22 protein-coding genes and 1 riboswitch are annotated in these 23,528 nt (G+C 59.2%); of the genes, 15 read left to right on the top strand and 7 right to left on the bottom strand.

All coding sequences use genetic code 11. The features are described from left to right. Positions 1-1,608, top strand: coding sequence for a DHA2 family efflux MFS transporter permease subunit (locus CCGE525_RS29105; protein ID WP_120707704.1), 1,608 nt, complete (start codon positions 1-3; stop codon positions 1,606-1,608). A 33-nt stretch (positions 1,609-1,641) separates the two neighbouring features. On the opposite strand, the gene CCGE525_RS29100 is transcribed toward CCGE525_RS29105, so the two are convergent. The 4 genes from CCGE525_RS29100 to CCGE525_RS29085 all read right to left on the bottom strand — a co-directional run bounded on the left by CCGE525_RS29100 (position 1,642) and on the right by CCGE525_RS29085 (position 6,919). Next, positions 1,642-3,711 carry an acyltransferase family protein gene (locus CCGE525_RS29100; protein WP_245472202.1) on the bottom strand — a complete coding sequence of 690 codons (2,070 nt, stop codon included), beginning with the start codon at positions 3,709-3,711 and terminating at the stop codon, positions 1,642-1,644. 305 nt (positions 3,712-4,016) lie between these two features. After that, entirely contained in the window at positions 4,017-5,642 is a 1,626-nt protein-coding gene (locus tag CCGE525_RS29095; RefSeq protein ID WP_120707703.1) for a hypothetical protein, read from the bottom strand. Between the two features lie 561 nt (positions 5,643-6,203). Further along, a complete protein-coding gene (locus tag CCGE525_RS29090) occupies positions 6,204-6,350 on the bottom strand; it encodes a DUF1127 domain-containing protein (protein ID WP_120707702.1) in 147 nt (48 codons plus the stop codon). A gap of 167 nt (positions 6,351-6,517) precedes the next feature. Continuing rightward, positions 6,518-6,919 (bottom strand): ester cyclase, encoded by a 402-nt coding sequence (locus CCGE525_RS29085; protein ID WP_120707701.1) that lies wholly within the window; start codon positions 6,917-6,919, stop codon positions 6,518-6,520. Between the two features lie 324 nt (positions 6,920-7,243). On the opposite strand from CCGE525_RS29085, the gene CCGE525_RS29080 reads away from it, so the two are divergent. From CCGE525_RS29080 to CCGE525_RS29055, 6 genes are all read left to right on the top strand, one after another. Continuing rightward, complete coding sequence (locus tag CCGE525_RS29080) at positions 7,244-7,963, top strand: ParA family protein (protein ID WP_120707700.1); 720 nt, start codon at positions 7,244-7,246, stop codon at positions 7,961-7,963. A gap of 310 nt (positions 7,964-8,273) precedes the next feature. Beyond that, on the top strand, positions 8,274-9,752 hold the full coding sequence (locus CCGE525_RS29075; RefSeq protein ID WP_120708684.1) for an MDR family MFS transporter: 1,479 nt from the start codon (positions 8,274-8,276) through the stop codon (positions 9,750-9,752). A 123-nt stretch (positions 9,753-9,875) separates the two neighbouring features. After that, positions 9,876-9,972: riboswitch (TPP riboswitch) on the top strand. A 49-nt stretch (positions 9,973-10,021) separates the two neighbouring features. Beyond that, positions 10,022-10,825: a hydroxyethylthiazole kinase gene (gene thiM / locus CCGE525_RS29070; RefSeq protein WP_120707699.1), complete on the top strand. Its 804-nt coding sequence runs from the start codon at positions 10,022-10,024 to the stop codon at positions 10,823-10,825. Further along, positions 10,822-11,457, top strand: a complete 636-nt coding sequence (gene thiE, locus CCGE525_RS29065; protein WP_120707698.1) for a thiamine phosphate synthase — start codon at positions 10,822-10,824, stop codon at positions 11,455-11,457. Before thiM ends, thiE begins: the two co-directional genes overlap by 4 nt. Continuing rightward, positions 11,454-12,275 (top strand): bifunctional hydroxymethylpyrimidine kinase/phosphomethylpyrimidine kinase, encoded by an 822-nt coding sequence (gene thiD / locus CCGE525_RS29060; protein WP_120707697.1) that lies wholly within the window; start codon positions 11,454-11,456, stop codon positions 12,273-12,275. The genes thiE and thiD overlap by 4 nt, the downstream gene beginning before the upstream one ends. After that, positions 12,245-12,430 (top strand): hypothetical protein, encoded by a 186-nt coding sequence (locus CCGE525_RS29055; RefSeq protein ID WP_120707696.1) that lies wholly within the window; start codon positions 12,245-12,247, stop codon positions 12,428-12,430. Before thiD ends, CCGE525_RS29055 begins: the two co-directional genes overlap by 31 nt. Positions 12,431-12,434: 4 nt before the next feature. Here CCGE525_RS29055 and CCGE525_RS29050 read toward each other — a convergent pair whose 3' ends face one another. The 3 genes from CCGE525_RS29050 to CCGE525_RS29040 form a co-directional block, all read right to left on the bottom strand. Then, entirely contained in the window at positions 12,435-13,292 is an 858-nt protein-coding gene (locus tag CCGE525_RS29050; protein ID WP_120707695.1) for a sigma-70 family RNA polymerase sigma factor, read from the bottom strand. Positions 13,293-13,526: 234 nt separating this feature from the next. Further along, on the bottom strand, positions 13,527-13,841 hold the full coding sequence (locus CCGE525_RS29045; RefSeq protein WP_120707694.1) for an EthD family reductase: 315 nt from the start codon (positions 13,839-13,841) through the stop codon (positions 13,527-13,529). 44 nt (positions 13,842-13,885) lie between these two features. After that, positions 13,886-14,197, bottom strand: a complete 312-nt coding sequence (locus CCGE525_RS29040; protein WP_120707693.1) for a putative quinol monooxygenase — start codon at positions 14,195-14,197, stop codon at positions 13,886-13,888. Between the two features lie 246 nt (positions 14,198-14,443). Between CCGE525_RS29040 and CCGE525_RS29035 the strand changes: the two genes are divergently transcribed. From CCGE525_RS29035 to CCGE525_RS29000, 8 genes are all read left to right on the top strand, one after another. After that, a complete protein-coding gene (locus tag CCGE525_RS29035) occupies positions 14,444-15,463 on the top strand; it encodes a LacI family DNA-binding transcriptional regulator (RefSeq protein ID WP_120707692.1) in 1,020 nt (339 codons plus the stop codon). 22 nt (positions 15,464-15,485) lie between these two features. Beyond that, positions 15,486-16,805 (top strand): ABC transporter substrate-binding protein, encoded by a 1,320-nt coding sequence (locus CCGE525_RS29030; RefSeq protein WP_120707691.1) that lies wholly within the window; start codon positions 15,486-15,488, stop codon positions 16,803-16,805. Between the two features lie 52 nt (positions 16,806-16,857). Beyond that, positions 16,858-17,703: a carbohydrate ABC transporter permease gene (locus tag CCGE525_RS29025; protein WP_120707690.1), complete on the top strand. Its 846-nt coding sequence runs from the start codon at positions 16,858-16,860 to the stop codon at positions 17,701-17,703. After that, on the top strand, positions 17,700-18,533 hold the full coding sequence (locus CCGE525_RS29020; RefSeq protein ID WP_120707689.1) for a carbohydrate ABC transporter permease: 834 nt from the start codon (positions 17,700-17,702) through the stop codon (positions 18,531-18,533). Before CCGE525_RS29025 ends, CCGE525_RS29020 begins: the two co-directional genes overlap by 4 nt. A 32-nt stretch (positions 18,534-18,565) precedes the next feature. Next, positions 18,566-20,677, top strand: a complete 2,112-nt coding sequence (locus tag CCGE525_RS29015; RefSeq protein ID WP_120708683.1) for an ADP-ribosylglycohydrolase family protein — start codon at positions 18,566-18,568, stop codon at positions 20,675-20,677. Positions 20,678-20,705: 28 nt separating this feature from the next. Continuing rightward, complete coding sequence (locus CCGE525_RS29010) at positions 20,706-21,779, top strand: ABC transporter ATP-binding protein (protein ID WP_120707688.1); 1,074 nt, start codon at positions 20,706-20,708, stop codon at positions 21,777-21,779. Between the two features lie 138 nt (positions 21,780-21,917). Then, entirely contained in the window at positions 21,918-22,580 is a 663-nt protein-coding gene (gene paoA, locus CCGE525_RS29005) for an aldehyde dehydrogenase iron-sulfur subunit PaoA (protein WP_120707687.1), read from the top strand. After that, positions 22,577-23,527, top strand: coding sequence for an FAD binding domain-containing protein (locus CCGE525_RS29000; protein ID WP_120707686.1), 951 nt, complete (start codon positions 22,577-22,579; stop codon positions 23,525-23,527). Before paoA ends, CCGE525_RS29000 begins: the two co-directional genes overlap by 4 nt. Position 23,528: the final 1 nt, after the last annotated feature.

Below are 23,528 nucleotides of genomic sequence, written 5' to 3'. Positions count from 1 at the left end.
ATGAGTAGCGCGAGTACAACCGCCGGCGGAGCGAACCCAGCCGCCGCCGGTGCCACCAATCCATGGCTGATTGCGATCGTGGTCTCGCTTGCGACCTTCATGGAGGTGCTCGATACGACGATCGCCAATGTGGCATTGCGCTATATTTCGGGAGGTCTCGCGGTCAGCGCGGACGAGGCCTCCTGGGTTGTCACGACCTATCTCGTTTCCAACGCAACCATACTGGTCGCTAGCAGTTTCATCGCCGAACGGTATGGGAGGCGACGCTTCTATCTCTCTTGCCTGGCGATCTTCACGATCGCCTCCGTTCTCTGCGGACTGGCGTGGAATCTTCAATCGCTGCTTATCTTTCGCATCATCCAGGGATTTGCCGGCGGCGGCATGGTGCCGACGTCGCAGGCGATTCTCGCCGATGCATTTCCGTCATCGAAACGCGGCCAGGCGTTCGCGCTGTTCGGCGTCGCCGTCGTGGTGGCGCCCATAGTCGGTCCGACGCTCGGCGGCTATCTCTCGGATAATTTTTCCTGGCACTGGTGTTTTCTGATCAACGGCCCGGTGGGCGTCTTTGCCTTCATCCTCGTCTATTTTCTGGTGGAAAGATCAGAGGAAATGCGTCGAAAACGGCAGGAACTCCTTAGGCAAGGCATCCGCTTCGATCTTGTCGGCTTCCTGCTTGTCGCAACATTTCTCGGTGCGCTGGAACTCGTTCTCGATCGCGGTCAGACGGAGGACTGGTTCGATTCTAATTTCATCATCGCCATGACTGCGCTTTGCGTGCTGGCCTTTGCTCTGGCGATCCCTTGGGTGCTGACGAAATCGAACCCGATCATCGACGGTCGGCTGCTTGGAACCCGCCAGTTCGGGTCCTGCTTTATCGTCATGATGGCAACCGGCGCAATCCTGATAGCCACGACACAATTCCTTCCGCAGGTCCTGCAACAGAATTACGGATACACCGCCACCTGGGCCGGCCTGGCGCTGTCGCCGGGTGGTTTCGTCACCATGGTCATGATGTTCGTCGCAGGTCGCTTAACGACGGTAGTCCAGCCGAAATACATGATCGCCGCCGGTGCAGCGATCATCGCGGGCTCGATGTGGTGGCTGACACAACTTAGCCCCGGTCTCAATTTCGCGTTCTTCGTCTGGTCGCGCCTGTATATCGGATTGGGCCTGCCCTTGATCTTCATCGCGATCACCTCGGCATCCTATTATGGCCTGCGGCCGAACCAGACCAATCAGGCCTCCGCCATGATCAACGCCGCCCGCAATATCGGCGGCTCGATCGGCGTCTGCATCGGGTTGAACGTTCTGGCGCATCGCCAGCAATGGCATCGGAGCCGACTCGTCGAACACATTATCCCTTCCTCCCCGGCCTATCACGACACGCTCCAGACCATGTCGCGCTATTTTGCGGAGAAAGGCGCGACCATGGCCGACGCGCAAGCACAGGCAAGGGCCTGGATCGGACAACAAGTTCAGACGCAATCGACCTTTCTCGCCTATATCGACGTCTTCTACGTGTTGATGCTGATCGCGCTCTCAGCGATCCCGCTTGCGCTGATCCTCAGCAATATCGACCTCAAGGGCGGCGGCGGCGGAATGCATTGAATGGTGGCCAAATGGCACTGTGCTGAGCCGATCTCATGAATTGCCGGACGGACTCGGGTTACGCTGCGGGACTGTGAATACAGGAGAAAAGAGATAGCTCAGTCTTCTCGATGTCGTAGCCGTTATGTGGTCGGCATCCTTATAGAGCGGCATTCCGTCATATGTCGCATCGCAATGCCCGTCATGGCAGATCGCTGATAGCGGGTCGATTATGCCAGCGTCATATTTGGCAGCGAGACGGCTCAGAATCGTGCGCGACAGCGCCTGCCGTTCCGCAACGTAATTCCATGGCGGCGCGATGTCGGTCGATGTATTGGTCATCAAGGCCTTGGCGATGGCTTCCGGCATGTAGTGGCCCATTTCCGGCACATCCATGACCAGCACGACTTTGGTGCCCTGCTGCGTCAATTCCGCCATAAGGCGGTCTAGCGATGCCGTCACCCCTGCGGACTTATCTTGCAATGGCGGCGGCACCGACGGATCGAAGTAGACACCTTCTTTCGGCAGCTCCGCGTCATGGACGTATTTCGGCCAGTAGGCGATCAGGAACACCAGCGGAATGTGCTTCGATCTGACTAGGTCGCGGACTGCGCCATTGAAGTCGTCGCATCGCTTCACACCGCCGTGAGCTGGAAGATGCGCATCCGGTAGCGGTGCACATGACGCATGCCCGGCAAACAGACCGGAAACACCGGCCTGTTTCGCGGCGCCGTCGATCGCCGGAGACATGGCTCCGGAATGCGAGTCTCCCCAAACGAGGAATGCAGGAGGATTAGATCCGTCGACGCCGACCGAACAAAGCCTGCCAGCGCGTATGTCCGATAAGGACGGACCGGTCGTATCGGAGTCGGCAAAGCATGGCGGTTGGCCGAAGCGGCTGATGTCATATGTGGCGGCATAGACCTTTTGCACGTCGGTCGGGAGGCGACCCGGGACACCGGCGTCACGAATGACATAGTTGCCGAAGATGACCATCGCGACCATGACCGCCGTTGCAGCGGCAAACAAGGACCTTCGACCCAGGCTGCTGCTACGACCGCGAAAGGGACGCTCGATAAACCGCCACGAAAATACGGCAAGGGCAAGCGAAGCGAACACGATCACACCGCCCTGGACCGGGGAAAGCTCCCGGCCGGAGATTTCGCGGCTGAATACGATGATCGGCCAGTGCCAGAGATAGAGGGAATAGGAAATCAACCCGACAAATACCAGGGGTTTTGCCCGCAGCGCCCGGCCAGCCAATCCATATTCAGCTCCGCCAAGGATCACCAGGGCGGCGCCGAGGCAAGGCAGCAAGGCCGCCGGGCCGGGAAACCTAGTATGGTCGGTGAAACCGAAGACAGCTATGGCGATCAAGCCTATACCCAAGGCAGCCAGGGCCTCCCGCATCACGGGACGCGCCGGCCTCGGTATCACGTTGAAAGCCAGCAAGCCGCCGAGAAGCAGTTCCCAGGCGCGGAACTGCAGCAGATAGAACGTCGCCGTCTGGTTCCGGAATACCGTCCAAGCACTCGCCGCGAAGGAGGCGACCAACAGGCCAAGCAGAATGGGCACCGTATATCGCCGCGCAAATCGGCTGACAGCAATCAGCAGCAGCGGAAACAGGATATAGAACTGCTCTTCGACCGCGAGCGACCAGGTGTGCAGCAGCGGCTTGATCTGGGCGCCGATGTCGAAATAGCCGCTCTCTTTTTCGAACTGGATGTTCGAGGTGAACAATGCGGCCGCCTTCAGGCTGCGGGCGAAATACTCCAGCTCGACCGGCATTAGAAGCAGCCATGCCGCTACCGACGAGGCCACCAGAACAGCAAAGAGGGCAGGAAAGATTCGCCGTATTCGCCTCTCGTAAAAGCGCAGGATGCTGAAATCATCGCCAGCGATTTCGCCTGAGATCAGCGTGGCCATCAGGAATCCGGAGATGACGAAGAAAACATCGACACCGACGAAACCACCGCCGAACCCTGGAATGCCCGCATGATAAAACACAACCGGCATGATCGCGAGCGCACGAAGCCCGTCAATATCAGCTCGATACTTGAAATGGCCGGAAATAGGCTGGCGCACCAGCCCCGGAGGAGAATCACGCAATATTATGAGATTCAATCTTAATCTCCGAAGGCTGCGGTGGATTCTGCGTCTGGCTTCGCCAAGCTGTTATAACGATGAGCTGACGCCAGGCTGAAAAACGAGCCGGCAAAGGCTCAAAGTCGGGCCTATATTCGTCTGTTTGGTCGGATAGCTCGGGTTTGACGGACTCTAGCCGAGCGTATATGGCGGGCCTGTTAGCCTTTGATGAACGGGGCGGCGGCGCGAATGAAAGCCGAGCAACACGTTAGACTCGGTAACCTGGTCAAACGTATGGCAGGTGGAATCACCGAAAGCGGATAAGATGCCCTGGCTTCAAAAGCCTAGAGCGACGCGCGTGCGCTACTCGGCTCAAATGTCAACTGCGCGGCGGCGTCAGCCGTTCGATCCAGGACCGTCATTGCCTGTGAGATCAAGCCATTGAACGCATCGGCGCTTTCACAAGCCTGCGCGATCAATGGTGCACTCAGGCATATCCTTAGGGCACTTGCCGGCATGTCGCTGAAATCGGCGCAGCGGACGGGCTGACCGAGACGCACCGGTACAAGGTCGCCATGCTCGACGGCGAGATTCTTGTAGACCGCAGCAGTCTCCGCCGCCGTCAGCATGCCTCCCCGATGGGGGTTGCATAGATAGAATGAAAAGATCGACGGTATCTCGTCCCAGCGCGCAGCCTCCGATCCGTCCCACAAAGGCTTCCGGTCTATTGGCCGACCGTCGAGCGGTTTAAAGGCACTGTCTTGCGCAAGCCGCTCTCCCACTGCTTCGGCAAAGGCGGATAGCACGGCGATCACCTTCTCCTCGGGCGCGCGAACGAAGCGTTCAAGTTCAAACAGAGCCGCCTTCCACCGCAGCAAAAGGCCAAAATTGGCACGATGCGGCAGCACGTCCCGAGCCATCCAACCCTCCGGCCAATCTGCTTTCGCGCAATAATCGGCAAGCGCTGCCGGCAAGGGCCGCTGCTTCAGGCGTTCCGACATCCGAGGCGAGCAGAGTAGCGCTCCGCTGAAAATCGGACCGGCGAGGAATTTGGAACCAGTGACGGCCACCAGAAAATCGTGCGTGAGATAAGCACGGATCGTCGCCGCGGAGACGCGAAACTGGCAGGCGTCGATCATGATATCGAGCATGCTGCCGAAACGCGCCTTCAGGCGGAAGACAGTTTCGAGACCCGGCGCCAACAAGCTGGTCTTGGAAACATCCGTGACAACCAAAAGGCACCGGAGGCCTGCCGCACGGGCAAGTTCGATCAACCCTCTCAGTTCGAACTCCACTTCTTCATCGCTCCGGAGCGTACCGTCCGCACTGCGCACTGCTACCGTGGTATTTCGCGTCGCATGTCCGGGGCTCAGTTCTTCACCCTTGGCGACGGGGCAATCGTTGCTGACGCGGCTCATGAAATGGCGCCCGGACGCCGCGGCCATCACTCCGCTCCCGGTCTCGTTGCCCATCAGCGTTACGGTCATCAGGGTCTGGTCGTCTTGGCGCGCAAGCAGCGCCGCGGCGAAAAGATGGATATCGGTGCCGGACGTCGCCATGATGGCATCCACCGGCAAGGACCCTAGCCCTTGATCGAGGCCCAGCAGAAGCAGTAGCTCTGTCCGCGTCCGCGCGATCTCCCGCGCATAGATATCGGCGGCCGAGTGGGTTTCCATTTCTCGCAAAAGATCCGCATGATAGGCGCCGACCGCCGCGAAGGCCGGTGCGGAAATGGTCGATGCCGTCGAGGAGCCGAAGGCCAAGTCCAGCGGCCGGGGCGACGGACCGTAACCGTACATGTTGAGGCCGGTCGCCGGCTCACACTCCAATCTCTCGTCTCCGCCGGAGATCAGGCAATTGAGAAGCGCATCCCGGCCCTTGCTGGACTGCTCCAAAGGCGTCCCTGCCGACGGAGCCACTTTGTTGCTCGAGGAGGAGCCGAGCGCGCGGTCGTCAAAGGTCTTCAGCATGCAGGAGCGTTCCTCTTATGGTCCTGTTGTCGAAGCGCTTTAAAGCGCCCCGTTGTCCACTTAACCCGTGGGATGGTTTCGGGCATGGAATATTAAGACGGATAAGATGGAGCGAAGCTGACTTGCCGATTGGGCCTCGCCACGTCATGGCGGCACCGGGAACCGATCAATCGAGTTCGTTGACTTTTCCGAAGCTCAAAACGAAAAAGCCTGCCGCGGGAGGAGGTGCGGCAGGCTTTCGAAAAGAACCGAACGGCAGCTGGGAGGAGGAGTGCTGCCATTCCCGCAGACGACCTTGGGAGGAGGATAAGGGCGCCTGCATCACGAAGGGGTGCGGGAGGAGTGCACCGCTTCGATGGTCCTGATAATATCGCCAATTTGCTCAGTTCATAGGCATTTCTTTGCAGGGCAGGCATGCGTTATGCGAAAAGCGGGAGGCTTTTTCGGGCTTGCCTTGTCTTGGACTACCGAGACCGCCAACCGAGAACGCAAAAACAAAAGCGCCCGCTCGGGAGGAAGCAGGCGCTGGCGAAAAGTCGAAATTTGAGGCGTTATGAGCCGTTAGCGAGCAATCGCCCCGCGGGCAACATTGCGGATATCAGCACGACCGATACCGAGGTCATCCAGTTCGCGAGTGGACATACGGCCCAGTTCGGCGACCGTCTGACGGTACTTGCGCCAGTTGTTGAAAGAGCGTGCTACATTCATGATGATCCCCTTTCCTTGGGCATTCGAAGCCGAGCTGCCATCCGTGGCGCTCCATTCGCTTCGATGACGTTTATATAATATGCGGCCCTCGATTGTTGCAGCGCTAAGGCTTCACTGCACCCATGCGCCCGTTGCATGGGTTTTTCCTGACGGCATGTTGCCCAGCTTTATGAGCTCAGGACCCAGAGCTGAGCTTCGATCGCGGCCTTATCGATAACCGACCATACCTGCTCAATCTTTTCTCCCTGAAATTGATAGAACACATTCTCGGCAAAGGAGACTGTCTTTCCGTTTACATCAAGGCCTAGAAACTTTCCCTGTGGCGTACAATCAAAGCTTAGCCGGCTCGCCACATATGGCGGATCTGAAATCAGCAGATCGATGTTGAAATAAAGGTCTGGAATTTCATGAAAATCGCGCTCCAGCATCTCGCGATAACCTGATAGTCCGATCCGCTGACCGTTGTAGCGCACGTCGTCATGAACAAACTGCGCCAGCTTCGGCCAGTCCTGCTTGTTCAGGCAGGCAATATAGTCTCGGTAGAGGTGGGAGAGCTTGGCTCCAATCATCGCAATTGCCCCAGTGCCTCTGCGACAAATTAGGACAGACGAATTCCGTAGCCAAGAATAATCCCCGAAATTGCCCAGGGTCCAGGCATTCGCCGCCGCCACACATGAAGCTTCGCGCAGTGGCGGCGGCATGAAAAATGAAAGCTCTCAAGAGCTCTGCATTGCCCGCGTTTCGGTCAAAAGTCGAGTTACGGAAACAGCGTCACACAAGGTTGGGTCTGCACCTTTTTCATCGTCTCTAGAATATCTTGCGCTGGCACTGTGCTCATCAGGCTGCTGGCCGTGGATTACTGTTCCTTATCACTATATCTACGAGGTTAAACGATGCCCATTATCACCTTTGCGAATACAAAAGGCGGCGCCGGCAAGACGACCGTTGCCCTCGTCCTTGCCACTGAGCTTGCCCGCCGCGGTCTTCGGGTCGCGCTGCTGGATGCCGACCCGCAGCAATGGATGAGCCGCTGGCATCGTTTGTCCGGTGCTTCCGCGAATTTCGATATCGTTGTCGACGTTAGCGACGACACGATCGAGAAGCAGATCAAGGATATCAAGAAGCGCACCGACTATATCATCGTCGACCTCCCAGGCGGCCTCAATCCGCTGCTCGCCAAGGCCATCGGCCTATCGGACCATATCATGGTTCCCGTCCAGGGCTGCGCAATGGACGCCGTCGGTGGCGCTCAAGTGCTGGAAATCCTCAAGCAACTAGCGGCGCAATGCGACATCCGCATCCCGCACTCCGTCGTTCTGACGCGCATCAACTCGATCATCACCACCCGCTCGCTGCTGACCGTCAAGATGCTGCTGGCCGAACAGCAGGTCCATGTCCTGGATACGCCGTTGATCGAGCGGGCCGCTTACCGCGATATGTTCAATACCGGCGGCACGATTTATTCGATGGACCCCACCCGCGTCAGCAATCTCGACAAGGCGCAGGTGAACGCGCAGATGTTCGCTGACGAGATCCTTCGTCTTGTCCCGGCGAAGATCGCGCGAACGAAGGCGACAAAAAAATCGCCCGCAACAGCCAAGCGTGCCGCCTGATCCAGTTTAGTCTATAGGGCGTGATGCCTGTCGACCGTTGAGCGGCGCGCTGCGCCCTCGCCTCCTCGTGCGATCTCATGGGTCCGAACATAGCCATGAAAACATCTTAAGGGTTGACCTTGGTCAACCCTTTCCCATTCTTGGCCGTAAGTGATTATCGAGAATTGCAATCGCACAAGTTGCTCTGCCAGCCGACGGTGCAGAAATAATTCGCTGCACGTGTCGTAATTTCATGCAGCCGTTCGTCATAGTGACGAAAGACGTCAAGCAATTCACCGTTCCCTTCCCGAATTCAAGCCAAGGCAAAACCATGAAGCCCGATACTCAGACTATTGCCGATGCGGAGCAGGATATCCCCGCCGTGGAAGACCATGGCGCCCGCAATAAACTCGTTATCGCCCTGCTGTTGGTGTCGGCTTTTGTTGTCATTCTGAACGAAACCATCATGGGTGTAGCGCTGCCCCATCTGATGGCCGATCTCAATATCACCGCCAGCGCCGCTCAATGGCTCACCACAGCATTCATGCTGACCATGGCCGTCGTCATCCCGATTACCGGCTATTTGCTTCAGCGGCTCAATACGCGGCCGGTATTCATTCTCGCCATGTCGCTGTTCAGCGCCGGTACGCTTATTTCGGCACTGGCGCCGGGCTTCGCCGTGCTGGTCCTCGGACGGATCGTGCAGGCCTCGGGCACGGCGATCATGATGCCGCTGTTGATGACGACGGTGATGACCTTGGTGCCGCCGGAATCCCGCGGCCGAACCATGGGCAATATCTCTGTCGTCATTTCGGTGGCGCCGGCCATCGGGCCGACGATTTCCGGCTTGATCCTTTCGACGCTCGAATGGCGCTGGCTGTTCCTCCTGGTGTTGCCGATCGCGCTCAGCGCATTGGCGCTCGGCACCTTGCGGATGAGGAATGTGACTACTCCAACCACCGCGCCGATCGATATCCTTTCAATCGTTCTCTCCGCCATCGGCTTCGGTGGTTTCGTCTATGGCCTCAGCGGCCTCGGCGAAGCGGCTCTTCATCCGCCGGCGGTGTCGCCATGGTTTCCGCTATTGACGGGTGCTGTTGTCATTGCGGTTTTTGTATTGCGTCAGTTGCGGTTGCAGAGACAGGATCGAGCATTGCTCGACCTGCGCACCTTGACCACGAAGACATTCACGATCTCAATGGTCATGATGGCCATCCTGATGATGTCGATGTTCGGCGTCTTCATCCTGCTGCCCATCTATCTGCAAAACGTGCTGGGACTATCGACGCTGCAAACCGGGCTGTTGTTACTGCCCGGTGGGTTGATTATGGGCCTTTGCGCGCCGAGGGTCGGGCACCTCTTCGACAAATACGGTCCAGCGCCGCTGATCATTCCTGGCGCGATCATGCTGAGTGTGGTCATGGGCGGATTGGTTTTCATACAACAGGATACGCCGTTCTGGATGCTGCTGATTGCCCATATCGTGCTCAGCATTGGCCTGGCACTGATGTTCACGCCGCTGTTCACCGTCAGCCTGGGATCGCTGCCGCCAAACCTCTATTCGCACGGCAGCGCCATGCTCGGCGCGACCCAACAAGTCGCCGGCGCCGCCGGCACAGCATTGTTCGTCGCAATCATGACCCTGCGAGCCGCCAGCCTCTCCGCCAGCGGCGCCAGTGTCGCCGCGGCAACAACCGGGGGCATCAAGGCGGCATTTCTCTGCGGGATGATCATCTCGTTGGGAGCGATCGCAGCAGCCTTCTTCATCAGGAAACCGGAACACGGGCCGGATACGGCACGCCACCATTAGACAAAATGATGTGTCCGCCATGCCTTCGCGTTTTTGAATTCAGGCATCCGACCCTCCGCAAACTCGATCGTCTCGCGACGATTTTTTGATGACAGGGCGGCCTTTCTCTGCGAAAAGGATCGTGATGAGAGACAGGGGCGCCCGTCACATGACGGGCTGAGAAGTACCCTTTGAACCTGAACCAGATAATGCTGGCGTAGGGAGTCGCTCGGGGTCCTGCAAGCTGCATCGTCACCCCTATGCGTCTCGCCCCGCCCGAAAGGAGCGATATGCAAAACCAGACCACTCCCGGCGCTCTGCTCACGGCCATGCGGGCGAATCCTCCGCTGGTGCAATGCATTACCAACTTTGTCGCGATGAACATCGCCGCCAATGTGATGCTGGCCGCCGGAGCGTCTCCCGCGATGGTGCATGCCGAAGAGGAAGCCGGCGAGTTCGCCGAGATCTCCGGCGCATTGACGATCAATATCGGCACCTTGTCCACCGACTGGATGGCCGGCATGGTATCGGCCGCGCAGTCGGCGACAAAGGCGGGCAAACCCTGGGTTCTTGATCCCGTCGCCCATTACGCAACGTCCTTCAGGCGTAAGGCGGTGGCAGAATTGCTGGAGCTCAATCCGGCTGTTATCCGCGGCAATGCGTCTGAAATCATTGCATTGGCCGGCGGAGCAAGCCGTGGCCAGGGCGTCGACAGCCGCGATCCCGTCGAATTGGCCGAGGAGGCCGCGATCCTGCTTGCCCGGAAATATCGGTCCGTCGTCGCGGTCACCGGCGCCACGGATTTCGTCACCGATGGCAACAGAGCGGTGCGCATAAACGGTGGATCGCCGCTGATGCCGCAGGTGACCGCACTCGGCTGCGCACTGACCTGCCTCGTCGGTGCATTCGCGGCGACAAGACCGCAAGACCCGTTCGATGCTTCGGTCGCAGCACTGGCCGCTTTCGCGGTCGCGGGCGAACGGACGGGCCGCGAAGCGGTCGGGCCTGGCTCCTTCTCCTGGCGTTTCCTTGACGCACTGGCCGCCCTCGATGAGAAGGCGATCGACCGGGAAGCGCGGATCACCCCGGCATGAAAAGCTTCGATCTTTCCCTCTACCTCGTTCTCGATCCGGTGCTCTGCGCCGGTATCGGCATGGTGGAAACCGCACGTGCCGCCGTCGCCGGTGGTGCCACCATCGTACAGTTGCGCGACAAGCATGCCTCGACCTCGCATATGATCGAAACGGGCCGTGCGCTGAAGCAGGCGCTGGCTGGCACGAAGGCACGCCTCGTCATCAATGACGATGTCGACGCCGCCATCGCAATCGAAGCCGATGGTCTGCATATCGGCCAGGATGACATGGATGCCCGCGCTGCACGTCGATTGATTGGGCCCGACATGATCCTCGGCCTCTCCGTGGAAACGGAAGCGCTAGCAGCGGCCATCGATCCCGGCATTGTCGATTACGCCGGCATCGGGCCTGTTTTTGCGACTCCGACCAAACCTGACCATAAACAGCCGATCGGCTTCGCGGGTCTGGCCCGCATGGTCGATCTCTGCCCCGTTCCTTCCGTCGCGATCGGTGGCCTGAAGGCCGAGCATGCAGCCGATACCCTCCTGGCTGGAGCCGACGGCCTTGCCGTCGTTTCCGCCATATGCGGCACGCCGGACCCGCAGGCTGCGGCAGCCGACATAGCGAGAGCCATCAGAAAGGCGCGCCCATGATCCGAAACGTTCTTTCTATCGCCGGCTCCGACCCCTCCGGCGGCGCCGGTATTCAGGCGGACCTGAAGGCATTTTCAGCACGTGGCGTCTATGGCATGGCGGCCCTAACTGCGCTGACGGCCCAGAACACGCAAGGCGTTTCCGGCGTCCACCCCGTTCCTCCGCAATTCGTCGCACAGCAGATCAAAGCCATCTTTGCCGATGTGCGCGTCGATGCGGTCAAGATCGGCATGATTGCGAATGCGCCAATCGCCGAAGCCGTCGCCGATGCGCTCGCTCCACATCGAAATGTTCCCGTCGTGCTCGACCCGGTGATGATCGCCAAGGGCGGAGCAGCGCTTCTCGCCGCCGACGCCGTCGACGTTCTGATTAACCGGCTTCTTCCGCTGGCCACGTTGCTGACGCCAAACCTGCCGGAGGCAGCCGCACTTCTGCACGAACCTGTTGCCGAAAATCGCGAGACGATGGCCCGGCAGGCGGAAGCCCTGGCAAAGCTCGGTCCGCTGGCCGTCCTGGTCAAGGGCGGGCATCTTGCGGGCGACGAAAGCCCGGACGTGCTTGCAAGCCCGGAAGGTTTGACCTGGTTCGAAGCTGACCGCGTTCCGACCAGGAACACGCATGGAACCGGCTGCACCCTCTCCAGCGCTTTGGCAGCCGAGATCTCCAAAGGCTCCGCGCTAAGGGACGCCGTCACCACGGCCAAGCAGTATCTCGCGGGTGCGGTTGCAGCTGCCGACTCGCTGTCGGTCGGTACCGGCCATGGGCCGGTTCAACATTTCTACGAGCTTTGGCCGCACGGAAAAGCACATTCGGCCTGACCCTGCCTTTCGACGAACAGGTTGTCTCCGACGCCGGCGGCGGTTTCGGTACGGCGATCGCAGCCGCCTTCGCCCCTGACGACACGAAGGATGAAATCGCAGTCGGCCGCCATTGGCTGGCATTCGACGATCCGCGGCTAGAACCTCGACCATAGCTACTCAGCCTAACCGCACCCAATCTATGGCTTCGAGCACATAGGGAGCGAACAAGAAATCGCGGATCTCGATGATCCGGCTTTCCGACCAGCCGACCAGGATAAAATGCGCAGGTCTTTCCATCGGGCCAGTGCTGTCGAAGACCAGCATGGCCGGCAGCCCTTCAACCGCGCCCAAAGCGAAGCGCCATTTCGTCTCTTCGGCATAGCGCGTGAAATAGAGGCCAATCTTGTCGCGCCCTTCCCATTGCAGCCGGTTCACCAGATCGAGCTTCACGTCATCGGCGAGCATGGCGCGGATTGCGTCGAAATCGCCGCTGCGAAACAGATCGACATAAGCGGTGATTTTCTGCCGGTCAGAATCGGACATCAGCGGCAGCCGGGTGTCTTCTGGCGCCTGCGCGAGTTGCCGTAGCGCGGCTCGCCCGCGCTGAAGCGCCGATTTGGCAGCGGCCGGAGAGCATTCGGCGATGCCCGCGATCTCTTCGACCGAATGACCCAGAACATCCTTGAGGATCACCGCGCAGCGCTGAAGTTCCGGCAACCGCAGAAATGTCTGAAAGCTGAATGCGACGATGTCCGCCTCGGCCATGGGCGCCGCTTCGACATCTTCGGTGAGCGGAACGATCGTGCTCCGGGACCTGGCGCGCAGGAAATCGCGGCTCGCATTGTGGGCGATGCGAAACAGCCAGCCCTCGAGATTATCCACGCCGGCGCCATCAGCTCGCGCGTGAAGGGCCTTGACCAGCGTGTCCTGCAAGACATCCTCGCCATTGACCGCCGATCCCGTCATGCGCGCGCAGTAGCGATGAAGGCGTGGCCGCAGCGCTTTCAGACGATCTTCGAATTCGTCGGTGTTCATGTAATCGGGACCTACAACGCTTCCGCGCTCTGTTCCGTTCGGCATTGGTCACAAATGTCGATGAGAATCTTCGACAAGATGGCCGGTTGTGACAGAAATGGCGAGTGGCTGCTTTCCAATGTGTGGATAATTGTCTTGCCGCCGATGGCGCTGTCAACCGTCGCGATCCCGCATGTATAAGCGCCACCCGCCATTTGCCCCCACGCCCGCCGAGACGAACAAAGGGGGATGGTTTCAAACTTCCTTATTGTCAAAAAGGAACATTTGCACGCCCGAGTCATCGGGCGCGAAAATTCGGCGATCCGCGCCAGCCGCTTGTCCCTCGGAGCTCGCAAACGCCTTTTCAATTGCCGCAAGGTCGTCGAAATACAGCGTTCCGATCCGATGAATAGTGGTGCTTCCTATCGGCGTAGCAATAGGACCGTCGTTGACCTCGTATTTCCTGAGACCTGGGATCTTCTTGGCGAGAGGCACGTGGATTTCGAAGTAATGCCGGTCAAATTCCTCGACATTCTTCGGTGTTGGGTAAATAACGACCATCCGAGCCATTGCAATTCTCCTTTGTTACTTGGGTTACGCAACCTGATCTGTGTTCAATTCCACCGGGTTTCGTCGAATACCGGCAAGCCCACCATCGAGTCCAAGCTCGCCAGCTCAATGATCTGTGGGAAATAGGCTTTCATGCGTGGATCGTTGCGCATCGCCTCAATGGCCTCCGAGGTCTCCCACTCGGAGTAGATAACGACGCTGGCGCCATCCTTTGCCGCGATCAGCCGGGTTGTCTTCCAGCCGTGGAGTGTGCAGACCACGGTCTCGGTGTTCTGCTTCAAGAGCGCGATCAGTACGTCCTGCTTCCCGGGTTTAACCTTCAACAGATTGATCAAAATGACGGACTCGTCGGACATGCAGTGTCTCCTTCTGTTTCAGACATGCCAAAGACGACCCGAAGAGTGGAAACGGATCGCGACCTACTAGATTTTTTGGAAATCGTTTCGCGCGCCCGCCTAGTCCTTTGAATCTGGGCCAGAACCGAAGGCCGTCTGCCGCTGGTTGCAAGCATCTCGCTCTCTTCCCTCCTAACGGCATTTTCCTTGACTCGATCGATGCACGCTGTTTATTTATACGTATCAGTAATACGTATAAGCGAGATTATGTTGGCGGGCGGACGGGCGACACAGAAGGATGTGGCAAAGGCGGCAGGTGTCTCGCAGGCGACAGTATCGCTCGTGCTGAGCGGCGGCGGCGCGCTGTCCATCCCCGCCGAGACATGGGCGCGCATCACCAAGGCGGCGAAAGATCTTGGCTATGTTCCCAATCGGTTTGCGCAGGCGCTGAAGACCAGCCGATCGATGACGATCGCTTGCATCGTGCCCGACATCACCAATCCGTTCTATCCTTCGCTTATCCGCGGCATTCAGTCGGTCACCGACGGCCTGAATTACGACGTCATCGCGGTCAATACAGATGGTTCATCCGATCGCGAGCGGCACTTTCTCGATTGGGCGCGGCAAGGGCGTGTCGACGGGGTGATTGGCGTATTCTTCACTCTTCGCGCCAGCGATTTCAGCCCGTTGATCGAGGCCGGCGTACCCATCGTGCGGATTGAATCCTCGAAGAAGCGCGGTGGCGACATCGCCGTCGACGACATCTTCGTCGACAGCCAGGCAGCCGCTTTTGCCGTGACGGAATATTTGATCGCCCAAGGCCATCAGCGTATCGCGATGATCGCCGGGCGCGGCGGCCCGCAAGGCAATCGTATCGAGGGATATCTAACCGCGCTCGCCAATGCCGGTTATGAGGAACATGTCGTTGTCGACGACGAGTTCAGCGAGATCGGCGGCATACGGGCGGCGGAAACCATTCTTGCCAGCGCATTCCGGCCGACCGCGATTTTCGCCGCCAATGACCTGATGGCGATCGGCGTCATGCAGACGCTCCGCGAGCGCAATATCGATATTCCTGGCGACATCGCGGTCGTCGGCTTCGACGATATTTCCGCGGCCAAGCTTGTCACGCCAACGCTGACCACCGTCGCCCAGTTTCAATGGCAGATGGGAGAACGCGCCGCCCACACGCTCATGGAGCGATTGCGCGGCACCAAGACCGGCGCGGGAACCGCGCTCGAAATGCCTTTCGAACTCATCAAGAGGGGCTCGACGCAGACCCCGTAAGACAAACCTGGAGGAGGAAAATATGCAACGCCGTACAGTTTTGAAAGCCGGGCTCGGCCTGGCCAGCCTACCGCTTCTGCCTCGCCTCGCATTCGCGGCGGACCAGAAGCCTGTGACGTTCTGGTACGAGTCCGCCTCGCCGGAAAACCAGGACAATCTGAAGAACCTGCTGGTCGATCCGTTTAATACCGCCCATCCCGAGGATCTTCTGAGCATCGATTTTCGCGGCTCTGACCTCGACAAGCAGCTCCGCGTCGCCATGCTTGCGGGCACCGGCCCGGACGTCGTCTTTACCGCCGGTCCAAGCTATGTAGCCGCCATGGCCCAGGCCGGACAGCTCCTGCCGCTCGACGACTATGCCAAGAAATACGGCTGGAACGACAATCTGCTGCCGCTCTTCCTCGAGCTCGGAAAGTATAACGGTAAGCTTTATGCGCTCGCCAAGACCTATGAGACGCTCGGCCTGTTCTACAACAAGACGTTGTTCAACACCAACGGCTGGAAAGCGCCGACCACCATTGCCGAATTCGAAGCTCTGGCTGACGAGATGAAGGCCAAGGGTCTGACGCCCTTTGGCGCCGGCAATGCGGACTGGCGTCCAGCCAACGAACATTATGTCTCGATCATTCTCAATTCCGTTGCGGGGCCGGAAAATGTCTACAAGGCGCTGAACGGCACGATCCCCTGGACCGATCCGGCCTTCGTTGCCTCGATCGACAAGCTGGCCGAGTGGTGGAACAAGGGCTATTTCGGCGACAACTATTTCTCGCTAACGCTCGAACAGGCCTTCGCCCAGGTCGCCACCGGCCAGGCCGGCATGGCGCCCACCGGGACCTGGAACTTCACCAACATTCCCACCTACTTCCCGCAGAACAATGCAGAACCCGGCTTTGTCGGCTTCCCGAGCGCCAAGGGCGATCCGATCTATCCGCTCGGCATCGGCTCGACTCTCTCCATCAATGCGAAGTCGGACAATGCGGATGGCGCAGCCGCGGTGCTGGATTACATCTTCAAGGACGATTTCTACAGCAAGATGAATTCGGCCTGGCAGGGCGAATGGAACCTTCCGCTGAAAGATCTCTCCAACGTGAAGCTCTCCGACAAGGTGCTGCCGCTCTATAGCGAGGTCATGAAAAACCTGTCGGCCGCCGTCAGCGCCGGCAAATATGGTTATACGACCTGGACTTTCCTGCCGCCGGCCACCGACACCTATCTCGTCAGCGGCATGGAGGAGGTGTGGCTCAAGAAGACGTCGTCAGCGGACTTCCTGAAGAAGCTGGATGAGACCTTCAAGGGCGAAAAGGACGCTGGCAAAGCGCCCGCGGTTCCGCCCCGCGCTTGATCACCAGCATGAAGGGCGGTGACCAGGCACCGCCCTCCCCGGAGGAAAATCCATGCATCGGCTCTACATCGTTCCGACGATGATCATCAATGTTGTCATCGTGCTGGTTCCGGCACTGCTGACAGTCGTGCTCGCCTTCTACAATTGGGACGGCATATCGACACCAACCTTTGCCGGCCTCAACAATTTCAGAGCGCTGGCGGCGGACGGTGTTTTCTGGTCGGCGCTCGGAAACAACATCATCTGGACGCTTATCTTCCTGACTGTCCCGATCGCCATGGGTCTGCTTGCGGCATCCATGCTGCTGATCACACGCCGCGGCAGCAACCTCCTCCAAATCGTCTATTTTCTCCCGGTCGTCATCGCCACGCCGATCACAGCGCGCATCTGGCAAGGCATGATTTACAGCCCGGTGACCGGTATTTTCGGCGTCCTCAAGAAATATGGTCTGCCGATCCCCAATCCTCTCACCCAGCCTTCCATCGCACTCTTCGGCGTTGCCACGGTCGACCTCTGGCACTGGTGGGGTTTTCTCTGCGTCATCTTCTTTGCCGCCCTCAGGCAGGTTCCGCAGGAGCAGATCGAGGCTGCGCGGCTGGAAGGTGCCACCTATTTCCAGATGATGCGTTACGTGCTGCTGCCCGGCATTCGTCCGACGATCACGCTTTTGATGATCATGACGGTCATTTGGTCGTTCCTTGCTTTCGATTTTGTCTATATCCTAACACAGGGTGGGCCGGCCTATTCGAGCGAGGTGCTCTCGACGCTCGCCTATCGCCACGCCTTTTATGATCTCAATGTCGGACAGGCCGCGGCCGCTGCCCTGGTCATCAGTATTTTCGGACTGATCGGCACCTTCTTTTATGTTCGCATCCAGACGCGGGAGGGCGAGCAATGAGGCTGGTCGAAAGCCGTGCGACGCTGACGATCTCCTATCTCGTGCTCGCCATTTTTGCCTTTATCGCACTTTTCCCGATCGCGCTTCTGCTGCTGAATTCGTTGAAGCCCGCAGCGCAGATCGTGCAAAATCCGCTGGGCCTGCCGCAGCCGATCCGCTGGCAGAACTTCGTCAATGCCTGGAATCATGCGAAATTTTCCAAGACTTTTGTGAATTCGCTGTTCGTCAGCGGCACGACGATCGTGCTTGTCTGCAGCACGTCCTCACTGACCGCCTATGTGCTGGCACGCAAGAAGATCAAATCCTGGAAGATCTTCACATTCTATCTTCTAGCCACGACCACCGCGCCGATACAGCTTTATCTCTTCCCGCTCTATTTCGGCTTCGCCAAGCTTGGCCTGATCAACAATATCTTCGGCGTGGCGTTGATCTATACGGCGCTCTTCAGTCCCTTCGCCGTCATGTTGCTGCGGACCTATTTCCTCGCGGTGCCGAAGGAGCTCGAGGAAGCGGCGATCGTCGACGGCGCCACATCCTGGCAGGTGTTCTCCAAGGTCATGCTGCCGATCGTTTCGCCGGGAATCCTGACCGTGGCGCTGATCATCGGCCTCAACTCCTGGAACGAGTTCCTGATCGCCACGACATTCCTGCAGAAGGCGGACAACGTGACCGCCGTCATCGCCTTCTATCTCCTCTCAGGCCAGTACAGCTCCGACTGGGGCGAGATCATGGCCGCCGCCCTCATCATCGTCATCCCCGTCGTTGCGCTCTTCGTCTTCATGCAGAAGCGTTTCATCGAGGGCATGGCTGGTGGTTCGGTAAAGGGCTGAACCCATTGAAATCACACATGGAGTCATCTGATATGCAGCTTCCAAACGATTATCTCGAACGTGTCTATGCCGGCGTGCTCGGCAAACTTGTGGGCGTTTATCTCGGCCGTCCGTTCGAGGGCTGGACCTACCGGAAGATCATGGAGGAACTCGGCCCGATCGAATATTACGTGCATGAGCGCTTGAACCAGCCACTGGTCGTCACCGACGACGACGTCGCCGGCACCTTCACCTTCATTCGTGCGCTCGAGGACTACGGCGTGAAGCCGAGCCTTGCAGCCGAAGAGATCGGCAAGGCCTGGCTGAACTATATTGTCGAGGAGCGCTCGATCCTCTGGTGGGGCGGCAATGGCAATTCTACGGAACATACTGCCTGGTTGAACCTCAAGAAGGGCGTTGCCGCGCCGGCATCCGGTTCGATTGCCGCCAATGGCCAGGCGGTCGCTGAGCAGATCGGCGCGCAGATCTTCATCGACGGCTGGGCCATGGTCGCGCCGCGCCAGCCGGAACTTGCGGCCAAACTCGCCGAACAAGCCGGCAAAGTCAGCCATGACGGCGAATCCGTCTATGCCGCCATGCTCTGGGCGGCCATGGAGGCCGAAGCCTTCGGATCATCGGATATCGACCATCTACTCGACACCGGCCTCGCGCAGATTCCGCGCAGCAGCCTGATTGCGAAGCTCATTGCTGATGTCCGCGCCTGGCACAAGGCCAGTCCGGACTGGCGCGATACCCGCCAGAAGATCGAGGATCACTACGGCTACGACAAATATCCCGGCAACTGCCATGTCGTGCCCAACCATGCGCTGATGGTGATGGCCGTGCTTTATGCACCGCATGACTTCCAGAAGGCGCAGATGATCGTCAATACATCCGGCTGGGATACGGACTGCAATGCCGGCAATGTCGGCTGCCTGCTGGGCATCATGAACGGCCTTGAAGGGCTGGAAGAAGGTCCTGACTGGCGCGGACCGATCGCCGACCGCATGCTGATCTCCTCCGCCGACGGCGGCAATTCGATCAACGATGCGGTGCGCCAGGCCTATTATCTCGCCAATCTCGGCCTTGAACTCGCCGGCAGCCAGAAGCTCGACCCACCCAAGAACGGTGCGCAGTTCCACTTCTCGCTGCCGGGCAGCCAGCAGGGATTCCGCCCGCAGACTGGGCTCGACGTCAGCAAGGCCGTGCGCGTCGGCAATGTCGAGTTCGAGGGCAGCCGGGCTCTCGCGATCGACTACGAAGCACTTGGCCCAAGCCAGGTGGCGGCCGTCACCAGCCCGACCTTCTCGCCGCGCGAGATGCTGAATATGCGCACTTACGATCTGATGGCGACACCCCTGGTCTATCCCGGACAGGTGGTTGCGACCCGGATCATCGCGGATGCCGCAAACCATGGCTCGATCGAGGTAAGGCTGCGCGCCCGCGTCTATGACGAGCACGACCAGATGTGCGATGTGGAGAGCGAGCCCAAGAAGGTTGGCCCGGGCGAGCAGGCGGTGCTCGAATGGCAACTGCCCGACATGGGCGGGCAGCCGATCGCCGAGCTTGGCCTGGCCATTTCAAGCACAGGCAAACGCGCCGATGGCAGGTTGCTGGTCGATCATCTTCGCTGGGACGGCACACCGGCTTTGACGCTGCGCCGACCGCAAGGTGATGGCGATTTCTGGCGCATGTCCTGGGTCAACGGCGCGAGCTTCTTCTCCAAGCGGTTCCCGCAAGCCTTCCGGATTTCTCAGAACCGCGGCGAAGGCATCATCATCCACGGCACGCGCCAATGGAAGGACTACCAGGCCTCCGGGAATGTCATGCTGCATCTCGGCAGTTACGGCGGCCTCGCCGTCCGTGCTCAGGGCCTTCGACGCTATTACGGCGCGCGCGTCACCCGCGACGGCAAGATGCAGATCGTCCGCGTTCGCGACGAGGATGTCCATATCTTGGCCGAAGCCGCCTTCAAGACCGAGTTCGAGAAGCCGATCTCGATGCGCGTCATTGCCAAGGACGACAAGATCGTCTTTGAGGCGGACGGCGTCTCGATCTCTGCCACGGATAACGGTCCCGAAGCTTTCAGCGACGGCGGCATCGGGCTTTTGGTGCATGAAGGCGCACTCTCCTCCAACGAAATTCGCATCGGAGCAGCCCGATGACGGCCTCTGACCGGGAAGGAAACTGACGATGGCGACAGTCACGATCGATAAGGCGCGCAAGGCCTATGGCGCCGTTGAAGTGCTGCATGGAGTCTCCGTCGATATCGCCGACGGCGAGTTCGTCGTGCTCGTCGGCCCGTCCGGCTGTGGGAAATCAACATTGCTGCGGATGATCGCGGGTCTTGAGGACATTTCCGGCGGCACCATCGGTATCGGCGGGCGGGTGGTCAACAACCTGCCCCCGAAACAACGCGACATTTCCATGGTCTTCCAAAACTACGCGCTCTATCCGCATATGACCGTTGCCGAGAACATGGCGTTTTCGCTGACGCTGGCCAATGCCCCGAAAGCGGAAAAACAGAAGCGTGTCGCGGAGGCGGCGCAAATCCTCGGGCTGACGCCCCTGCTCGACCGCTATCCGCGGCAGCTTTCCGGCGGCCAGCGCCAACGCGTCGCGATGGGACGGTCGATCGTGCGCAATCCTCAGGTTTTCCTGTTCGACGAGCCGCTCAGCAATCTCGATGCCAAGCTGCGCGTTGCGATGCGAGGAGAGATCAAGAGCCTGCACCGGCGGCTGACGACGACGACAATCTATGTCACGCATGATCAGGTCGAGGCGATGACCATGGCCGACCGCATCGTCGTCATGAATGAGGGCCGGATCGAGCAGATCGGCGCGCCGCTCGAACTCTACGACAATCCCGGTAGCGTCTTCGTGGCCGGCTTCATCGGCTCACCATCGATGAATTTGCTGAAAGGCAAGTTAGACGTGTCGAACGGCGCACCGGTCTTTCGGCTTGGCGCAGATGCAACGCTGCCCATACCGTCCGGTCTCAGCCCATTGCCTGATACTGCCGAAATCTACGGCGTTCGGCCGGAATATCTCGGCATTGCAAAACCGGGAAACGGCATGGCAGCAAAAGTCATCGTCGTCGAGCCGCTGGGCTCGGAAATTCAGGTGACGATGTCGGTCGGCGATCAAACTGTCGTAGCGCTCTTTCGCGATCGCATCAGCGTTCAGCCTGACGAGATCATATGGCTGATGCCGCAGGTGGATCGTGTGTGCCTGTTCGACAAAAACGGGTTGAGGCTACGCACTTGATCCAGCAGTGCCCGCAAACTTTAGAATAGTCGGAACACCCGCACTAAAGTTTTCGTGATGATGTTTTGATCCATTTTGCATGGAATTTGCTGCGTCACCCCCTAGCCTCTCCTGCGGACGTCACCGCAGGAGTTCGCCATGGAAGACAAGGATCTCTGTCGGATCGGCATTACTCGCCGAGAAGTTCTCCAATCGAGTGTCGCAGCCGCCGCGGTTTTGGCGATCGGTCCGCTGGCTGCCCAATCCGATGCCGAAGCCGCGGTTGCCGATGTCGTCGATGCAACGGTGCCGACTGCGCATTTCGATCTGAACATCAACGGCACCCGTCATGATTTGACGCTTGATACCCGAACCACGCTTCTCGATGCCCTTCGCAATCATCTCCATCTGACCGGCAGCAAGAAGGGGTGCGACCATGGCCAATGCGGGGCCTGCACCGTCATTGTCAACGGCCGGCGCATCAACAGTTGCCTCACCCTTGCCGTCATGCATGAAGGGGATGAAATCACCACCATAGAAGGCCTCGGCACGCCCGAACATCTGCATCCCATGCAGGCGGCCTTCGTGGCTCATGATGGCTTCCAATGCGGCTATTGCACGCCAGGGCAAATTTGCTCCGCCGTCGCCGTGCTGAAGGAAATCGAGGCGGGCATCCCAAGCCATGTCAGCGAAGATATCCAGAACGTGGCTTTCTCCGACAACGAGGTCCGCGAGCGCATGAGCGGCAATATCTGCCGCTGCGCCGCCTATCCGAATATCGTCGCTGCAATCCGGGATGTTCAACACGGAGAACACATATGAGACAGTTCACCTATGAACGCGCCGCGACGCCTGCTGCAGCCGCCGATGCAGTCGCCCATCACGAGAACGCCAAATTCATCGCCGGCGGGACGAACCTTCTCGATCTCATGAAGCTGGAGATCGAAACACCGGCCCATCTTGTCGACATCAACCATCTTGGCCTCGACACCATCGAGGCGACGCCGGAGGGCGGATTGCGGATCGGTGCGTTGGTGCGGAACACGGATCTTGCGGCCAACCGCACCGTGATGGAACATTATCCCGTCCTCTCCCGCGCGCTAGTCGCCGGTGCCTCCGGGCAATTGCGCAACAAGGCGACGACGGCCGGAAATCTCCTGCAGAGAACACGCTGTCCTTATTTCTACGATACCGCCCAACCCTGCAACAAACGCGTCCCCGGCTCCGGCTGTTCTGCGCTTGGCGGATTCAGCCGCAACCTCGCGATTGTAGGTGTCAGCAATGCGTGCATCGCTCAGCATCCCTCGGACATGGCCGTTGCGATGCGGCTCCTAGATGCGGTTGTCGAGGTGGCTAGCGCCGATGGAAAAACGAAGCACATGCCGATAGCGAACCTGCATCGCCTGCCGGGCGACACACCCCATGTCGAAAACGCGCTGCAAAAAGGCGACATGATCACATCGGTCATCTTACCGAAGCCTCTCGGCGGTCGGCACATCTACCGCAAAGTCCGCGACCGAGCGTCCTATGCGTTTGCGACAGTATCGGTTGCGGCAGTCATCCAGCAGGACGGGTCCGGCCGCTTTGCCTTCGGCGGAATAGCGCCAAAACCCTGGCGCGTGGAAAGTGCCGAAAGGGCGCATGCAAGCGACCCCAAACGTCTGACCGATGCCGTACTCGCCGATGCCCGACCGACCGAGCAAAACCGGTTCAAGGTCGCGCTGTTGGAGCGCACCATTGCGTCCGTTCTGACATCGAGAACGCTTTAGG

Origin of the sequence: Rhizobium jaguaris, assembly GCF_003627755.1 — a bacterium.
GTDB lineage: Bacteria > Pseudomonadota > Alphaproteobacteria > Rhizobiales > Rhizobiaceae > Rhizobium > Rhizobium jaguaris.
The sequence above is the reverse complement of the archived record's forward strand: the minus strand, read 5'-3'. Positions and strand labels throughout refer to the sequence as shown.

What these genes read in the sequence shown, in the direction of transcription:
- CCGE525_RS29025 (WP_120707690.1), top strand. Translation starts at nt 16,858, where the DNA reads ATGCATCGGCTCTACATCGTTCCGACGATGATCATCAATGTTGTCATC.
- paoA (WP_120707687.1), top strand. Translation starts at nt 21,918, where the DNA reads ATGGAAGACAAGGATCTCTGTCGGATCGGCATTACTCGCCGAGAAGTT.
- CCGE525_RS29015 (WP_120708683.1), top strand. Translation starts at nt 18,566, where the DNA reads ATGCAGCTTCCAAACGATTATCTCGAACGTGTCTATGCCGGCGTGCTC.
- CCGE525_RS29035 (WP_120707692.1), top strand. Translation starts at nt 14,444, where the DNA reads ATGTTGGCGGGCGGACGGGCGACACAGAAGGATGTGGCAAAGGCGGCA.
- CCGE525_RS29020 (WP_120707689.1), top strand. Translation starts at nt 17,700, where the DNA reads ATGAGGCTGGTCGAAAGCCGTGCGACGCTGACGATCTCCTATCTCGTG.
- CCGE525_RS29010 (WP_120707688.1), top strand. Translation starts at nt 20,706, where the DNA reads ATGGCGACAGTCACGATCGATAAGGCGCGCAAGGCCTATGGCGCCGTT.
- CCGE525_RS29050 (WP_120707695.1), bottom strand. Translation starts at nt 13,292, where the DNA reads ATGAACACCGACGAATTCGAAGATCGTCTGAAAGCGCTGCGGCCACGC.
- CCGE525_RS29045 (WP_120707694.1), bottom strand. Translation starts at nt 13,841, where the DNA reads ATGGCTCGGATGGTCGTTATTTACCCAACACCGAAGAATGTCGAGGAA.
- thiM (WP_120707699.1), top strand. Translation starts at nt 10,022, where the DNA reads ATGCAAAACCAGACCACTCCCGGCGCTCTGCTCACGGCCATGCGGGCG.
- CCGE525_RS29090 (WP_120707702.1), bottom strand. Translation starts at nt 6,350, where the DNA reads ATGAATGTAGCACGCTCTTTCAACAACTGGCGCAAGTACCGTCAGACG.
- CCGE525_RS29085 (WP_120707701.1), bottom strand. Translation starts at nt 6,919, where the DNA reads ATGATTGGAGCCAAGCTCTCCCACCTCTACCGAGACTATATTGCCTGC.
- thiD (WP_120707697.1), top strand. Translation starts at nt 11,454, where the DNA reads ATGATCCGAAACGTTCTTTCTATCGCCGGCTCCGACCCCTCCGGCGGC.
- thiE (WP_120707698.1), top strand. Translation starts at nt 10,822, where the DNA reads ATGAAAAGCTTCGATCTTTCCCTCTACCTCGTTCTCGATCCGGTGCTC.
- CCGE525_RS29095 (WP_120707703.1), bottom strand. Translation starts at nt 5,642, where the DNA reads ATGCTGAAGACCTTTGACGACCGCGCGCTCGGCTCCTCCTCGAGCAAC.
- CCGE525_RS29105 (WP_120707704.1), top strand. Translation starts at nt 1, where the DNA reads ATGAGTAGCGCGAGTACAACCGCCGGCGGAGCGAACCCAGCCGCCGCC.
- CCGE525_RS29000 (WP_120707686.1), top strand. Translation starts at nt 22,577, where the DNA reads ATGAGACAGTTCACCTATGAACGCGCCGCGACGCCTGCTGCAGCCGCC.
- CCGE525_RS29080 (WP_120707700.1), top strand. Translation starts at nt 7,244, where the DNA reads ATGCCCATTATCACCTTTGCGAATACAAAAGGCGGCGCCGGCAAGACG.
- CCGE525_RS29075 (WP_120708684.1), top strand. Translation starts at nt 8,274, where the DNA reads ATGAAGCCCGATACTCAGACTATTGCCGATGCGGAGCAGGATATCCCC.
- CCGE525_RS29040 (WP_120707693.1), bottom strand. Translation starts at nt 14,197, where the DNA reads ATGTCCGACGAGTCCGTCATTTTGATCAATCTGTTGAAGGTTAAACCC.
- CCGE525_RS29030 (WP_120707691.1), top strand. Translation starts at nt 15,486, where the DNA reads ATGCAACGCCGTACAGTTTTGAAAGCCGGGCTCGGCCTGGCCAGCCTA.